This is a genomic window from Streptomyces sp. NPDC102274 (assembly GCF_044766385.1).
Classification (GTDB): Bacteria; Actinomycetota; Actinomycetes; order Streptomycetales; family Streptomycetaceae; genus Streptomyces.
Genome location: NZ_JBIWLW010000031.1, coordinates 103,302 through 118,173, shown reverse-complemented (window position 1 = coordinate 118,173; position 14,872 = coordinate 103,302). Strand labels below are relative to the sequence as shown.

Genomic DNA, 14,872 nt, shown 5'->3' with positions numbered 1-14,872 from the left:
TGCTGGTCGAGTGAGAGGCGGACTCCTGCGCGGACCATGGGGTCGGTTTGCAGGCGGTAGGCGTGGAGGAGGACGGTGTCGACGAACTGCTGGATTTTGCAGGGGCGGTCGGGGACGGGGAGCCATTGGTCCTGTTCGTGGAGGACGCCTTGGGCGAGGTGTTCTTTGGAGGGGAAGTGGAAGTAGAGGGCTCCTTTGGTCACTCCGGCTTCGGTGAGGATTTCGCTGATGGTGGCCGCCTGGTAGCCGCGTGCTTCGAAGATCTTGGCCGCTGCTGTCAGGACGATCTGGCGTGTGCGGATCGCCCGGTCCTGCTTCGCCACGTGTGTCTCCTCTGACTTGTGGGCCCGGAGCCCAAAAAAACCGTGCCCAAAAAAAACCGTCCAGTTTGAATCTTACTGGGTGGCGGCTTCTTTGTGCGTGTGGGTTCCGCATTCATCCGCGACCGGCATGGTGACGGGGGTGGAGTACGGTCGCAGCCTCCCGCGGTAGGGGCGGGGCGGTTGGGGTGGTTTGGGAGTGTGACTCTCGGGTGGTCCGGGTGGGGTTCCCGGGTGGGGCGTACTGGTGTGGTGTCTCGTTTTGGTGTGTCGGCCGGGTGTTTGCAGGCACTTCTTTTGGCTCCGCCGCACGGAATGGAAGTGGCCTCAGTGTGTGGGAAGTTGTTCTGGTTCCACTCTGTGTTCACGGCGATGTGCGGATCTCGGGCGTTGGCCAGGGTCTAGCGAGAGGTGCGGGGGATGAGTTTCCGGTTGGCGGCGTACGCGGTGTGCGTCGAGGACGGGTGTGTGCTGCTCGCTCGTTATGTGCCACCGAAGGGCGAGAGCAGCTGGACTCTTCCGGGGGGTCGGGTCGAGCACGGGGAGGATCCGTTCGATGCGGTGATCCGGGAGGTTGCCGAGGAGACGGGCTGCGACGCGGTGGTTGAACGGCTGTTGGGCGTGGACTCGAGGGTGGTCCCCGCGGCCGCCGCGCGTTTGGGAGTCGAGCACCAGAATGTCGGCATCTTCTACCGGGTCCGTGTCACCGGGGGCCGGCTGCGGCCTGAGCCGAACGGCGAAATCGCCGAGTCCGTCTGGACTCCGATCCCCGATGTCGCTTGCCTGCGCCGATCATCGCTGGTTGACGTCGGCCTCGACCTGGTACAGACCGTTCCGGCGACCGGCCACGTCGCTCCCGTCGAGGTCGGCGGCCTGATCCAGCACTGAGGCACCACTGTTCGTGAGCGGACCGGAGGGCAGGTCTGTGACGTGCCGTCTTTGGGAGTGGATGCACTGGTCCGTCCGCTGCGTGGCCGCAGGGTTGGTGAGCCGATCCCGATCACGGTCATGTCGGGAGGTCGGGGTGGGTTGGCCAGGAGTTCCTCATCCTTGGGCTGTAGCAGCATCAGGGAGTACGGGTAGGGAGTGTCCAGCCCGCTGAAGTCCATCCGCTGATCGAGGAACCCGAAATGACCGCTGGGGACCTGGCTGCCGTGCTGGACAAGGCCCAGGTAGCTCCGCTACCAGGACTTCCGGCCGCCTTGCGGTCACACGCACTGGACGCCGCTCCTGGACGGGCAAACATTGCCGGTCACGGCACTACCTGCAGCATGTTTTTACCGACCCCTGCGACCGTTACCGCTCCGACGCGAAATGGCCGCACAGACGGACCGAGGGATCCGACTGTGCGGCGCGGCATGTGTCCACCCTTGCAGAACCTGTCTATGGGTCGGCTTTCTGAAGGGTATTCAGAAATTCTTCTGTCGTGAAGATCGCGTGGGCGTACGCGGGTGCATTGATGTCGAACGTCGCCCTCATCTCGTCCCAGGAGAAGGAGGCGATGGCATCGCGTATGAGCGTCACGTGGTATCCCAACTCCTGTCCGAAGCGAGCAGTGGTGTCGACGCACGTGTTGGCCTTCATGCCGATGATCACGATCTTCTGAACCCGGTGCTGTTTCAGCAACATGTCCAGGTCCGTGTTCGCGAAGCCACTCGATGCCCAGTGCTGCCGCATGACCAGCTCGTTCTCCCGCGGCACGAAATCCGGGTGCCATTCAGCCCCCCAGCTGCCGGCCGCGAAGGTCTGCCGCTCGACGGCATGCTGCTGAGTCGGGGACAGATGGTCCCAGGTCTTGTAATCTCCCGGCGCCGTCTGGTGGTGAGGCACGATGAAGACGTGGAATCCCTGTTCGCGGGCGGCAGACAGCACTGCCCGCATGTGGTCGAGGAGTCCATTCTCTCCCGCGACCTCTTTGACCCGCGACCACAGCTTTCCGCCCTCCGACAGGAAGTCGTTGTACGGATCTATGATCAGAAGGGCGGTGTCTTCGGGGGTGTATGTCACTTCCTGGGCGTTCATCGCACCTCAGTTCCTCCACTTGCGAACTTCGGAATGGCGGGAACCCCTCTCGTTGGCGCACCCGCAGCTTTTTGGCGATGGGCCGCCGGACCTGCACTATCAGGAGAGCGGCGCTCCAACGCCTCCGCGTCACTCGCCGTCAGCCGTCGCCTCTCCAGCTCGCTCCGTAGCCTGGCCGCTGGAGGGACAGGACTGCTCCTACCATCACCGCCACGTTCTCACGCTCCCGATGCGGGTGCATCTTGGCTGCAACTGCCCCGTCGCGTACCGAGGCCGGGACGGTGTGACGCGGAACGTCACTCGGCACGGACCGACCTCTCGCAGCGCACCGAAGCATGGCTCTCACGCCCGCCTGGCAGTCTCACGACCACGGGCAGGCACGAGCCCCCGGCAGCGACTACCGTGCGGCGTCACACGACGCGTTTGGAGTCGCCCGGCCTGCTGTGTTCCCCGAAGGAACTCTTCATCAGCGGACGCCACACCCGCGCGGACGAGGAGTTCCCGTGCACCAGGACAAAAGCCCGTGACGGCGGCGCTCGCCCCGAAGGGGATGAGCTCGCATGAACCGAGCACCGTACGTCCGGCCGATGTGTGTCTGGTGCCGAGGCTGCGTTCACCCGGTCCCCAGGGGATCGGTCACTGCGACGCGGCCAGGGTGACGGCCGCCGCCACCGCAACGAGGACGAACAGAATCGGGATCACGGCACTGTCGCGAGAAGCGCTGTCCCTGTAGTCACCGCCACTTCACGTGGTAACCGATCGCTGCGAGGAGCATGACGGCCATCCCGATGGCGGCGGCAATGCCCAGCGGCTGCCACCAGATACCCGCCACGAGGCCCGCCGCAGCAGCCACCTCGGCGACGCCGATGAGGCGGACCAGCGCGGAGCTGAGCCCCTTCGCGACGAGGCCCTCCGCGAGAAGGCACTTTCACGTTCCCGCTCATGTTCCGGACACAGGACAAATGAAACGCACAGGCTCTAACCTTGATATTTTATGACAGGTCATCAGCTCTGGGGTGACCCGTTCCCTCTTGTCATGGGAGGTGCGGGCAGGCTGGTGGCCCGGCTGTCGCGTCGGGTGGGCGCCGGGTTCCACGGCTCCGGTGGGGTGGTGCTGCTCGCAGGGATGGGAAGGTGCTGGTCAGCCGGGGTTCGGGAGAGCGTGGAGCCTGTCCAGGGCATTTTTGATCACGCCGGTCCATGGCCAGTGCCCCGCGAGGCGGAGGACGTGGCGGCGGCCGGTGGTGACGAGCTTGCCGGCCGCGGAGAGCAGGCGGAACCGCAGGCGGTCCCAGAGCCGGGTCTGGCCGGTCAGGGCGAGCATGGGCATCCAGGCCAGCAGGTCGAGAGCGATCTGGACGAGCTCCAGCCAGATGCCGTTCTGCGCGGTGTCGTGCAGGGGAAGGTTGCGCAGGCCGGTCGAACGCGCGGCCCGGATGCGGTCCTCCGCGCGGGCCCGCGGCCGGTGCCGGAGCTCGAGTTCGGCGATCGGCCGGTCGGGGGTGTTGGTGGCGAAGCAGGTGATCCGCGTGCCGTCCGCGTCCGTGATTCCAACTGGGCCCCGGGATGCGGCCGTTCTTTGCGGACGATCAATCGCATGCCCTTCGGCCATCCGTCGAGCAGGTCGCTGGTGAGTTCGGCGACCCAGGCCCCGTCACGGACCTCGCCGCCACTCTCGACGGCCGGCGTCCAGGCCGATGCGGGGATCTTCAGGACGTGCTGGTGGATGGACTCAGCCGTGGCCGGGACAGGTGGTCACACCCCTGTCCCGGCCACGGCTGCCAGGCGGCCCACACCGCCCCCGTCCACTCAGGAGGCGTAGGCCTCCAGCTCCACGATCCGCGAGTACGTCAGCCCCTCGTTGCTGGCCTGCGTCTCCACGCGCATGGCGGTCGCCGTCTGCGCCGGGAAGGCCGAGCTGACCTTGCCCGCCACATTGCCCCGTACCTCGGCGACGGTCTGCCAGACGCCCCCGACCTGGAGCTGTACGTCCCAGTCCCGCAGGCCGTACCGGCTCGCCGGGTACTTGACGGAGTCGAGTGTGTAGAGGTCCACCCGGCCGACGTTCTCCGGCTTGTCGAACGTCACCTGGATCCAGTCGGGGAAGGAACCCTTGGTCGAGTCGTTCCAGCCGGTGGCCGTCCCCCAGTCGGCCGAGTTCGTGTCACCGTCGATCGCGCCGCAGGCCGGGTAGCTGGGCAGGTTCTCCGAGGAGGCAGCGACCGTCATGTACCTGGCCAGGTTGCCGGTGTCGTTCACCGGCGCCGGCTCGACCCGTACCGGCAGCGACATCCGCGTGCTGCCGGAGCGGACCGTGATGGTGTACGTGCCGGGCTTGGTGTCACGCGGCGCACTGACCGCGATCTGCACCTTGAGCGTGTAGCCGGCGGGGAGGTAGCTGGAGACCAGCGGCCGGGAGAGCTTCAGCGGCGCCGGCGCTTCGATGAAGGCGTCGGCGTAGACGTCCGAGCGGCCCGGGTTGCCGAACTGGAGCTGGAACCCCTGCGTGGCGCAGGGGATCGGGTTCACCGTCACCTGGTCCACGTCGGCGGCGAGCGTCAGCCGCGATGACGCCGAACTGCCGGCCATGGCGGGCGCCGTACCGCCGAGCGTCACCAGCATGACGGTGGCCGCCACGACGGCGAAGACGCGGTGGCGGGACATCCCCGCCACCCTGCTTCTGAGTGTTTTCAGCATGGAATCCCCCTCATACCGGGTTCAGGCCGGGGTTGCCGGCCTCGACGGTGAACGACTTGACGGTGGAGATCGGCGCCCCCGGCCGGTCGATGTAGGGCACCGCCCGGTAGTCCGCGTGCAGTTCGCGCTGGGTGAGCGTGACGACCAGGTAGCCGCGCCGCTCGTTGACGAGCTTCAGGTGCGGGTTGTGGTCGAGGAAGTTCTGGCCGTTGACGGAGACGTCGCCGCCGTTGCCGCCGCTGCTGATGGAGGTGCCGACCAGCTCGACCCCGAAGGTCTCCGAGTCCGGGTCGCTGAAGTCGCGCTTCATGTCCATCGCGTACGCGGCGTGCACATCGCCGGTGACGACGACGGGGTTACGCGTCCGCAGCGCGGCCAGGCCGTCGTGCATCCGCTTCTGTTCGGCGGCGTACCCGTCCCAGGCGTCCATGTTGTAGGTGTCCCCGAGATTCGGGTTCACCAGGTCCATCTGACTCATCACGACCTGGTTGGCGAGCAGATTCCACGTCGAGTGCGAGCGCTTCATGCCGTCGAAGAGCCAGCGCTGCTGCTGGTCCCCGGCGAAGGCGCGTGCCGGGTCGAGGCTCTCCGGGGAGTCGGGGTGCCATCCGTCGCCCGACGCCTGGTCGGCGCGGTACTGGCGGGTGTCCAGCACATTGATCTCGGCCAGTCGGCCGAAGGTGAAGCGGCGGTAGAGCATGTAGTTGGGGCCCTGCGGCGCGGGCGAGCGCAGCGGCATGTGCTCCCAGTAGGCCCGGTAGGCGCTCGCGCGCCGGACCGTGAAGTCCTCGACAGGTGCGTTGGTCCTGGAGGTCAGGTTCGCGTAGTTGTCCTGGACCTCGTGGTCGTCCCAGGTGGGGATCCACGGCGCGTTCTGGTGCGCGGCACGCAGGTCCGGGTCCGACTTGTAGAGGGCGTACTGCAGGCGGTACCGGTCGAGCGTGTCGGCCTCGGTGCGGAACTGGTCGGGCACCGGGTCGCTCACGTTGCGCAGCCCGCCGGCTGTGGAGATGCCGTACTCGTATATGTAGTCGCCGACGAACAGCACGGCGTCGACGTTCTCATCGGCGAGGTGCGAGTGAGCGGTGTAGTAACCGTCGGGCCAGGACTGGCAGGAGGCGACGGCGAAGGTGAGGTGGTCGACGCGCTGGCCAGGGGCCGGGGCGGTCTTCGTACGGCCCACGGGGCTGAGGTGCTTGTCGGCCTTGAAGCGGTACCAGTAGTGCCGGTCGGGCCGCAGTCCGCGTACGTCGACGTGCACGCTGTAGCTGTACTCGGGGCGGGCGCTGGTCTTTCCTGAGCGCACCACGTGCCGGAAGCGGTCGTCGGTGGCCACCTGCCATTCGACGGTCATCGCTTTGTACGGCATGCCGCCCAGCGGTTCGTACGGCTTGGGGGCCAGCCGGGTCCAGATGACCACGGCGTCGGACAGCGGGTCACCGGAGGCGACGCCGAGGGTGAACGGGTCACCGGGCAGGCGGCTCGCCGCACTTGCCTCGATCCCACCGGGCAGGTTGCTCGCGAAGGCCAGCGCTGTCGCCGCGCCGATGACGGTGAGGAAACGGCGCCGGGCCAGCCGCGCGGCCGGTCTGGGAAACTCTTCTTCTGTTTCTGTCATGTGCAAGGCTCCTTCAAGGGCCCTCGGATCAACCGGCGGCCGCTGCTCATTAATGGGGGGGCCAGGTGGACACCGAACGACCTTGCACGGAGCAGGACATGGACGTAACCCGTCGGAACGCCACATGTGGCATGCGGCATCATGGCGGTATCAACCGAACGGGCCGTAATGGGTTCCTGGTCCGGCACGGCTGAACGCCGGCTCGCGGCCGGGAAGGCGAGCCTGACCGCAACGAGCGGGACCGATGTCCGTCTCCACGGGAACCGCCTCGCCTCTGCCGGGCAAAGCGGGTCCGACCGGTCGGCCCGCGCGGTAACTTCCTTCGCTCCGCGTGCAGTTGGAAAGCATGCCACGAGTTCGGGGCGGTCGGGAACGTATTCGGCGTGAACAGGTGGCGGCGGCTCCGGTCGCGGCGCGCGGTCCCCCGGCGGGTAGTGGGCCGCGGGTCCTGTGCGGGGGCAGGACCCGCGGTCGGTCCCCGGCCGAAGGGCGGCCAGCAGCTGCTCTTCGGCCAGTCGAGGATCGAAAGTGGATGAGAACATGGCACTTACTCCAAGGTGGTGTGAGAACGTCGGGCACGGTGCCGGGACGACAGGCGATGATCGAGCGCCGAAGACCGCTCGGCACTCTCCGAGGGGTGAGAGGGATCCTCACCACGCCTACCAAGACCTGAATCCGGGCTTCACTACATGGCGAAGTACGGATATGCAATCGAAGGTCCGGATATGGCCTGGGCAAGGCCGGTTTCGACCAACAGGACCGAACCGGCCTGCGAGACCACGGCCCGGCCGTCACCCTGGACGCGGACATGGGGGTAGGAGCCGGTAGGCTTTTTCACTTTTTGCACACCTGACCGCTGTCGGACAGCCCGCTTCCCAACCGAGTAGGCAGCCACCCCGAACTCCGTGCTGCGATCGACCTGCTGGCCGGTGAGCTGGACGAGAGGCAGCCTGGCTCGTGCGTCGCGCTCCCGAACCTGCTCGACCTCCTCCTCGTCTACATGATCCGCTCCTGGATGAACGAGACCACCAGCGGAGCCTGGCCCGGCGCGCTGGGTGACCCGGTGACGGCCGCCGCCCTGCGGGCGATGCACTCCGACCCGGCCGCGGCGTGGAGCAATGACCGCCTGGCGGCAGAGGCGGGCGTCTCCCGTCCCACCCTGGCGCGCCGGTTCACCACTCTGGTCGGCCGCCCTCCGATGACGTACCTCACCTGGTGGCGCGTGATCCTCGCCGCCACCCTGCTCCGAGACACCCCGGACACCCTGGCCACCATCGCCGGCCGCGTCGGCTACGGCAGCCCGTACGCGCTCTCACACGCCTTCGAGAGGGAGTTCGGCACTACACCGGGGCGGTATCGGACGGAGGCCGCGGGTCGATCCGCTCCCACCGCAAGCCCTCAACCGACATCAAAACAAACTGACATCGGAAACACGGTCGGGCGATAACTCCCGCAGTCATCATGAGACGGCGTCCGCAGTCGTGTGCACAGCCACTCGTTCCCATTCTGAGCTGGGTAAGCGCTCAACGGAGCTGTACAAACGGGCGCTGATGCCCACCCGGTCGCGGCCGGGGCAGGCGGTCCGGCCGAAGCCGGCGGCGGCCACGTCCTGCTCGCGCCGCGGAGCGTAGCCGACGTCGAGCGGAGGCAGCGCGGCAGCTGCACGGTGTGGATCACGCGGCCGACCTCGCGGAACGCGCTGTAGATGGCGTTCTTCCGCGACCCGAACCCGCGTCGGTCCGCACATTGAAGCTGATGTCGAATTTCTGCGAGCCGCCTGCGCATGGCAGTGCCATGCTCGGAAGGAGATCATCCGATGTGAAGGAGATAAGCCCGTGGCGCAGGTACGTCCGTTTCGTAGTGAAACCAGCGAGGAGCAGCTCACCGATCTGCGGGAGCGGCTGGCCAGGACCCGATTCGCGCCGGCGCTGTCCGGGCAGGAGTGGACGCACGGCACGCCACCCGGTTACCTTGCCGAGCTGCTGGAGTACTGGCGGACCAAGTTCGACTGGGGCGCGGCTGAGGAGCGACTCAACGCGCTCCCTCAGTTCCTCGCCGAGGTGGACGGCAACACCGTGCACCTCGTGCATGCCAAGGGGGTGGGGCCGCGCCCGTTCCCGCTGCTGTTCTCGCACGGCTGGCCGGGTTCGGTCCTCGAGGTGAGCAAGATCATCGGGCCGCTGACCGACCCGGCAGCACACGGCGGGGATCCGGCCGACGCGTTCGACCTGGTCGCGCCGAGCCTGCCCGGCTTCGGCTTCTCCCCGCATCCCGGCTCGCCCGGGATGAACCCGACGGCCATCGCGACCCTGTTCAACCAGCTCATGACCGAGACGCTCGGCTACGCACGCTACGGCGCGCAGGGTGGCGACTTCGGCGCGCAGGTCACCAGCAGGCTCGGCCGCGACCACGGCGACACCGTGGCCGGAATCCACCTGAACCTGATCGGTGCGACACCGGTGCTGGACGAGAACTCGGCCCCGCTCACGCCCGCCGAAGAGGCGTTCCTGGCCGCGGCCGAGCACTTTTTCTCCGCGGAGGGCGCGTACGCCCAGATTCAGGGCACCCGGCCGTCCACACTCGCTGCGGGACTGTCCGATTCCCCCGCCGGGCTTGCCGCGTGGATCGTGGAGAAATTCCGCGCGTGGAGCGACTGCGGCGGCGACGTCGAGTCGGTATTCACCAAGGACGAGTTGCTCACCGACATCACCCTGTACTGGCTGACCAACTCCATCGCCACCTCCGCCCGCCTGTACTACGAGACCATGCGCACCGAAGGCATGCTTGGCAGGCTGGTGCCCGGTTATGTCGACACGCCGACCGGGTTCGCCTCCTTCGCCAAGGACAACTTCACGCCGCCCGAGGAGTGGGTGCGGCGCTGCTACCGCCTGACGCGGTTCACCGAATTCGACCGGGGCGGCCATTTCGCGGCATGGGAGCGGCCGGAGGAACTGGTCACCGAGATCCGCGAGTTCTTCCGACCGCTACGCGCCTGACCAGCCTAAATGCTGCTGGGGATGTGGCTTCGAGCAGTCTGGCGCTGGCCATATCGCAGGGGCCGCGCAGTACCTGGTCCCCGACATCTTCGGACTGCCACCACTTTCCTGACACACTGTTGTCCCCTTTGGTTTTCGCCTCCAGGTACGTCAGGTTCCCCACAGGCCATCGCCGGGCTCACCCGTCTCGTCACCCCTGGCGACAGCCGACGCTGAGGCACATTCCCTTGGTTCGCGGGATGAGGATGCCCGGCCGTCAATTGACCTCCGGCCCGAACCGACGTTTGTATGCCGACGGGGTGATGCCCGTTTCGCGGCGCATCAGCGTGCGCAGATTGGCAGCGGTGCCAAGCCCGCTGCACCGCGCGACCAGCTCGAAGCGGGACTCACCTCGCTCGATCAACCGGCATGCCAAGCCAAGTCGTTCTCCCGTGAGCCACGTCAACGGCGTCGTTCCCAGCTGTGCCCGGAAGCGGCGATGCAGCGTCGCCGGACTGACCGCCGCGCGCGCCGCGAGGTCGGAGACCGTGAGCGGTGAGTCCAGCCGTTCCTGGGCCCAGGCCAGGACAGGCGCCAGGGACTCGTCGGGCAGGTCGGGCATGGGGCGCTCCACGAACTGGCGCTGCCCGCCGTCCCGGTGCGCCGCGAAGACCAGTCGCCGACTCACAGAGTTGGCGATCTCGGCGCCGTAGTCGCGGCGGACCACATGCAGCCCGAGATCGAGCGCGGCCGCGCTCCCGGCGGCGGTGAGGATGTCACCATCGTCCACGAACAGCACGTCTGATTCGAGGCGGACGGAGGGGAAGCGAGCCCGGAAGGAATCCGCCCACTGCCAGTGCGCGGTGGCCCGGCGCCCGTCGAGGACTCCGGCCTCGGCCAGTGTGAAGGCGCCGCTGCAGAAGCCGACCAGGCGCGCGCCGCGCGCGTGGGCCCGTCGGACGGCTTCGAGCACGGCGGGGCGGCGGGGCACCTCGACGTCGGGGCGGTTGGGGACGATCAAGGTGTCCGCCGCCTCGGCCGCTTCCAGATCGGCGACTCCCGTGAGCGTGAAGAATCCGTCCCGCATCAGAGTGCGGGGCTCGGGGGAGCAGAGCCTGAAGTCGTAGAGATCGCGGCCGATCTCCGGTCTGCGCAGACCGAAGACCTCGGTCGCACAGCCGAGCTCGAAGGGGTTCGAGTTCTCGTCCACGATCACGACAACCCGGTGTACTCCCGCCGCGTGAACTGCGTGCGAGGATTCTTTCGCCATATGCAATTCCTAGCACTCACGCCGGCCATGTGAAACAGCTCAGGATGAGCTCATGAGCAACGAACCCATCCCCCTCAGCAAGGCTCTGGCCTCCTTCGATGCCCTGTGGAGCCCCCGCATCGTCACGCGCGTCAACGACTACGACGTCCGCATCGCGAAGGTCGAGGGCGAACATGTCTGGCACGTCCACGACGACACTGACGAGTTCTTCCTGGTACTCGACGGAGAGCTGCACATCTCCTTGCGCGAGTCCGATGGGGAGCGCACGGTCCTGCTCCCGAAGGGGGCGGTCTTCACCGTTCCCCAGGGCACGGAGCACAGGCCGTACGCTCCGTCCGGCGCCGCGATCCTTATGTTCGAGCCTGCCGGGACACTGACCGTGGGCGATCACCACGACGAGATCCCGGACCACGTGGACTCAACGACCGGACACACACTCAATACCTGAACCGACAGGCTTCGGGCGGCCACCTTCCCATGGCGTCAGCCGGTCACCGGGTCGGTTCCGTTCACCGACTGCCCGGCAAGAGCGGCGCGGGACTCAATCCCCGGCAGCGTCCGGATCGCGCGGGGGCGCACCGCGCCGGGCAGGTCGGGGAACTGGACGGTTCCTCGTCCCGAGGCGAAACATTCGGTCGGCCGGCCGTCACACATCCGGCCCGCCCGTCCCCGCCGGCGTACCCTCCCCGGCCTGATCGGCGGAGGAAGCCCGTCGCAGCCACTACGAACGACGAGGTCACGGCCCACCAGAGCGGTGACCTCGTCACCACGAACACCATTGCGGTGACGCCGCGCCCCAGGAGCACGCCCCAGGAGCACGCGTCTGGGCCACGCGTCTGGGCCACGCGTCTGGGGCCGAACAGCCCGTCCGCGTACGGAGGTTGGGGCGTAGACGACTTGAAGTGGAGGGTGATTACTCGTCAGACTGTGACCGCGATGTACAGGGGCTGTGGGGGGAGCGTGGTGATGGCCGGTGCAGCGGTGAGACTCCGTTGGTGCGGGGTGTTCGCGGGAGGGCTGCTTCTGGTGGGCTGCTCGAACGGTGGAGAGCCCTCGGAAGCGAAGACACCGGCGCGGAGTCCGGCCGCAGGCGCGACGGAGTCCGGCACGGGTTCCAACGACGGCCCCGGTCCCAGCCCCTCCGCCACCGGCCTCGGCTTCACCCCGGATCCCGCCCGTGCGCCCGGGAACCGCGCCGAAGCGTTACGGCTGGCCCGTGCCATAGCGGGGTCGCCCGAGCTGTGGGGGCCCGGGTATGTGCCTCGTACCCCCTTCGAGAGCGCCTCCACTTCCTGGCCCGTACTGGACAGAAGCTGCGTCTGGCAGCTTCAGCCGCTCCCCTCCGATGTGCTCGCCAGCGTGACCCGCTCCAGCGAACTCCCGGCCCAGGGCGGCAAGGGCCCCGTCCGGTTCTCCGCCGTCGTCACCGTCCACCGCGACGCGGAAGCGGCCGGCTGGGAGATGGCCGGAATGCTGGAGGAAGCGCTGCGCTGTCCCGACCAGCGGCTCCGCGAGGGAGAAAGGATCAGCGGGCTGATCTCCACGGGCAACGCCTATGGCGATCTGAGCAACTTCGACGCCGAGGACCGGCTCGCCGAATCCGGCGAGTACTACAGCGACGAACTCGGCGGCCCCCACTACTACTTCTGGTCCCAGGCGCGCCTCGGGCAGGTCACCGTGGCCGTCGTGGGCAAGGGGTCGAAGGGGCGGCCGGAGGACGAGGTCGACGGCAGCCTGACTCAGGGGATCAGCGCGATGCTCTCGCGCGCGAGTGACGAATTGCAGGCACCGCGATGACCGGCCCACTGCTTCCTTCCGATCCCTCGTCCATCGGCGGTCACCGGCTGCTCGGCCGTCTGGGCGCCGGCGGTATGGGCGTCGTGTACCTGGGGCGTACCGAGTCCGGCGGCCTGGTCGCCGTCAAGGTCATCCAGGCGGACTTCGCGGCCGATCCCGACTTCCGCGCCCGGTTCCGGCGCGAGGTGCAGGCCGCCCGCCGGGTGTCCAGCCCCTGGGCGGTCGCGGTCACCGGAGCCGATCCGGACGCGGACGAACCATGGCTCGCCACCGCGTTCGTCCCGGGCCCCTCGCTCGCCGAAGCGGTCGGCCGGTGCGGCCCGTTGCCCGTCCGCAGTGTGCGCGTGCTGGGCCGGATGCTGGCGGAGGCACTGCGCGAGGTCCACGCCCAGGGGCTGGTCCACCGCGATGTCAAACCCGGCAATGTCCTGCTCGCCGTCGACGGCCCGCGGCTGATCGACTTCGGGATCTCCCGCTCGGCCGACGACACAGCCATCACCTCGGCGGATGTCATTGTCGGCACCCCGGGGTTCCTCTCCCCGGAGCAGGCCGAAACCGCCGGCGGGCCGCCCGGACCGGCCAGTGATGTCTTCTCTCTCGGCTGTCTTCTCGCGTACGCGGCCACCGGACGGCCGCCGTTCGGTACGGGCACCACGGACGCCCTGCTCTACCGCACCGTTCATGACGAGCCCGACCTGGACGGCGCCGGCCCCGGGCTGCTTGATGTGCTGCGCTCGTGTCTGGCCAAGGACCCGGCGGAGCGTCCGGTACCGGAACGGCTCGCGGCCGAGCTGACCGAGGACGCTCCCAGGGGTTCGGTCGACTGGCTGCCGGAGGAGGTCGTACGGCTGATCGCCGACCGGTCCGCCGAGTTGCTGGCGCTCCCGGACATCGAGCCAACGGTGGCGGAGCCGTCCGACGCCACCGGGCCCACGGACTCCGCGCGGCAGGAGTCGGCGAAGCCCAGCCGCAGACGGCTGCTCGCCCTCACCGGCGGTGCCGTCGTGCTGGCCGCGGGGGCCGGGACCGCCGTCTGGGCCGCTCTGCGCGGCGGGGAGGAGGACCGTACGGCCGGCCCGCGCCCCTGGGCGATCAGTGTGCAGGCGGATCTGACGGGCGGAAACAGGGCGGCCGGACGGGCTCAGGAGCAGGGCGCGCGGCTGGCGGTCGAGCAGTTCAACGGGCGCGCCGGCAGGCCTTTCGAACTCGCTCTGAGGACCGCCGACGACGGCGGGGTCCCCGGGCGCGCGGCGGCGGGCGCCAAGAAGATGGTCGCCGACCGCGATGTCCTGGCCGTCCTCGGCCCGACCACCGACGACACGGCCCTCGCCGTGCTCGGCAGCTACGACGAGGCACTGCTGCCGCTGCTGTGTGTATCGGCGGGTGGTCTCAACCTCACCGCACAGGAGTACCGTTCCTTCCTGCACTGCCGCCCCAGTGACGCGGCCGTCTCGATGCCGCTGGCCGTCCATCTGGCGACGAGCGGGGCATCCGGACCCGTCGGCATACTCCAGGACCGCACCGGGGAGCAGTACGCGTGGGAGTCCGCCCAGATCACCGCCTCCATGCTGCGGCTGTACGAACTTCCGCTCTACCCGAGGGTCATCCCCGCGGGGACCGAGAACGTACGGCCGGTGGTCGCGGACATGCTGCGAGCCGGCGTCGGCTCCTTCGTCTATGCCGGGGATCCGGCGGGGGCCGCCCGGGTCGCGAAGGAGCTGGCGGCGACGGGCTTCGGAAAGCCGCGCCTCGCCCCCCAGGCCGTGCTCGATCCGGTCTTCACCCGGGAGGCGGGGGCCGCGGCGGAGGGCTGGGTGGTGGCCACGTCCTTCACCGACACCGCCGCGCTGCCCGCGGCCAAGGCGTTCACCACGGCCTTCCGTAAGCGGTACGGATCGCCGCCCGGCTACTACGCCGCCGAGGCCTACGACACCACGAACCTCGTCATCGGGGAACTGGTGAAGGCCGCGAAGGCGAAGAAGGACGGCCGGCCCAGCCGCAAGGAACTGGTCGGACTGCTGCGGAGGAGCACGTACCAAGGGGTCACCAAGCGGTTCTCGTTCAAGCCGGAGGACGGATCGTTCACCGGGCAGGGCGTCTTCTTCCATACGGTCGAGAACGGCGCCTTCCGCTTCCTCGGGCCCGCGCCCACGCCCGCCGCGTAGGACCCGCC

Annotated in this window: 11 protein-coding genes and 3 pseudogenes; 6 read left to right on the top strand and 8 right to left on the bottom strand. The window is 68.5% G+C overall.

Annotation, left to right across the window (positions count from 1 at the left end; all coding sequences use genetic code 11):
• The coding region (locus tag ACIRQP_RS32360) for a TetR family transcriptional regulator (RefSeq protein ID WP_403896376.1) at nucleotides 1–323 on the bottom strand (323 nt) is incomplete at its 3' end.
• 417 nt (nucleotides 324–740) lie between these two features.
• Between ACIRQP_RS32360 and ACIRQP_RS32355 the strand changes: the two genes are divergently transcribed.
• Nucleotides 741–1,208, top strand: coding sequence for an NUDIX hydrolase (locus ACIRQP_RS32355; RefSeq protein ID WP_403896374.1), 468 nt, complete (start codon nucleotides 741–743; stop codon nucleotides 1,206–1,208).
• A 495-nt stretch (nucleotides 1,209–1,703) separates the two neighbouring features.
• Here the strand turns inward: ACIRQP_RS32355 and ACIRQP_RS32350 are convergent, their stop codons facing one another.
• The 6 genes and pseudogenes from ACIRQP_RS32350 to ACIRQP_RS32325 all read right to left on the bottom strand — a co-directional run bounded on the left by ACIRQP_RS32350 (nucleotide 1,704) and on the right by ACIRQP_RS32325 (nucleotide 7,495).
• The gene (locus ACIRQP_RS32350; protein WP_403896372.1) at nucleotides 1,704–2,342 is read right to left on the bottom strand and encodes a cysteine hydrolase family protein; all 639 of its coding nucleotides are present in this window, start codon (nucleotides 2,340–2,342) and stop codon (nucleotides 1,704–1,706) included.
• Nucleotides 2,343–3,075: 733 nt separating this feature from the next.
• Nucleotides 3,076–3,231 (bottom strand): annotated as a pseudogene (locus ACIRQP_RS32345) (DoxX family protein); the annotation flags it as partial.
• Between the two features lie 252 nt (nucleotides 3,232–3,483).
• A pseudogene (locus tag ACIRQP_RS32340) lies at nucleotides 3,484–4,079 on the bottom strand (transposase); the annotation flags it as partial.
• 72 nt (nucleotides 4,080–4,151) lie between these two features.
• Nucleotides 4,152–5,039: a discoidin domain-containing protein gene (locus ACIRQP_RS32335; protein ID WP_403896369.1), complete on the bottom strand. Its 888-nt coding sequence runs from the start codon at nucleotides 5,037–5,039 to the stop codon at nucleotides 4,152–4,154.
• Between the two features lie 10 nt (nucleotides 5,040–5,049).
• On the bottom strand, nucleotides 5,050–6,657 hold the full coding sequence (locus ACIRQP_RS32330; RefSeq protein ID WP_403896366.1) for an alkaline phosphatase D family protein: 1,608 nt from the start codon (nucleotides 6,655–6,657) through the stop codon (nucleotides 5,050–5,052).
• Between the two features lie 685 nt (nucleotides 6,658–7,342).
• On the bottom strand, nucleotides 7,343–7,495 hold the full coding sequence (locus ACIRQP_RS32325) for a hypothetical protein (RefSeq protein ID WP_403896406.1): 153 nt from the start codon (nucleotides 7,493–7,495) through the stop codon (nucleotides 7,343–7,345).
• Nucleotides 7,496–7,528: 33 nt separating this feature from the next.
• On the opposite strand from ACIRQP_RS32325, the pseudogene ACIRQP_RS32320 reads away from it, so the two are divergent.
• A pseudogene (locus ACIRQP_RS32320) lies at nucleotides 7,529–8,104 on the top strand (helix-turn-helix domain-containing protein); the annotation flags it as partial.
• A 388-nt stretch (nucleotides 8,105–8,492) separates the two neighbouring features.
• Nucleotides 8,493–9,653: an epoxide hydrolase family protein gene (locus ACIRQP_RS32315; RefSeq protein WP_403896364.1), complete on the top strand. Its 1,161-nt coding sequence runs from the start codon at nucleotides 8,493–8,495 to the stop codon at nucleotides 9,651–9,653.
• A 256-nt stretch (nucleotides 9,654–9,909) separates the two neighbouring features.
• On the opposite strand, the gene ACIRQP_RS32310 is transcribed toward ACIRQP_RS32315, so the two are convergent.
• On the bottom strand, nucleotides 9,910–10,902 hold the full coding sequence (locus ACIRQP_RS32310) for a GlxA family transcriptional regulator (RefSeq protein WP_403896361.1): 993 nt from the start codon (nucleotides 10,900–10,902) through the stop codon (nucleotides 9,910–9,912).
• Between the two features lie 52 nt (nucleotides 10,903–10,954).
• Between ACIRQP_RS32310 and ACIRQP_RS32305 the strand changes: the two genes are divergently transcribed.
• The 3 genes from ACIRQP_RS32305 to ACIRQP_RS32295 all read left to right on the top strand — a co-directional run bounded on the left by ACIRQP_RS32305 (nucleotide 10,955) and on the right by ACIRQP_RS32295 (nucleotide 14,864).
• Nucleotides 10,955–11,350, top strand: a complete 396-nt coding sequence (locus ACIRQP_RS32305) for a cupin domain-containing protein (protein WP_403896358.1) — start codon at nucleotides 10,955–10,957, stop codon at nucleotides 11,348–11,350.
• A 518-nt stretch (nucleotides 11,351–11,868) separates the two neighbouring features.
• On the top strand, nucleotides 11,869–12,699 hold the full coding sequence (locus tag ACIRQP_RS32300; protein ID WP_403896355.1) for a hypothetical protein: 831 nt from the start codon (nucleotides 11,869–11,871) through the stop codon (nucleotides 12,697–12,699).
• Nucleotides 12,696–14,864 (top strand): bifunctional serine/threonine-protein kinase/ABC transporter substrate-binding protein, encoded by a 2,169-nt coding sequence (locus ACIRQP_RS32295; protein WP_403896352.1) that lies wholly within the window; start codon nucleotides 12,696–12,698, stop codon nucleotides 14,862–14,864. Before ACIRQP_RS32300 ends, ACIRQP_RS32295 begins: the two co-directional genes overlap by 4 nt.
• The last annotated feature ends 8 nt before the right edge of the window (nucleotides 14,865–14,872 follow it).

Bases quoted from the DNA above. Each gene is read 5' to 3' on its own strand.
- ACIRQP_RS32300 (WP_403896355.1), top strand. From the start codon at position 11,869: ATGGCCGGTGCAGCGGTGAGACTCCGTTGGTGCGGGGTGTTCGCGGGA.
- ACIRQP_RS32295 (WP_403896352.1), top strand. From the start codon at position 12,696: ATGACCGGCCCACTGCTTCCTTCCGATCCCTCGTCCATCGGCGGTCAC.
- ACIRQP_RS32355 (WP_403896374.1), top strand. From the start codon at position 741: ATGAGTTTCCGGTTGGCGGCGTACGCGGTGTGCGTCGAGGACGGGTGT.
- ACIRQP_RS32335 (WP_403896369.1), bottom strand. From the start codon at position 5,039: ATGCTGAAAACACTCAGAAGCAGGGTGGCGGGGATGTCCCGCCACCGC.
- ACIRQP_RS32330 (WP_403896366.1), bottom strand. From the start codon at position 6,657: ATGACAGAAACAGAAGAAGAGTTTCCCAGACCGGCCGCGCGGCTGGCC.
- ACIRQP_RS32305 (WP_403896358.1), top strand. From the start codon at position 10,955: ATGAGCAACGAACCCATCCCCCTCAGCAAGGCTCTGGCCTCCTTCGAT.
- ACIRQP_RS32350 (WP_403896372.1), bottom strand. From the start codon at position 2,342: ATGAACGCCCAGGAAGTGACATACACCCCCGAAGACACCGCCCTTCTG.
- ACIRQP_RS32310 (WP_403896361.1), bottom strand. From the start codon at position 10,902: ATGGCGAAAGAATCCTCGCACGCAGTTCACGCGGCGGGAGTACACCGG.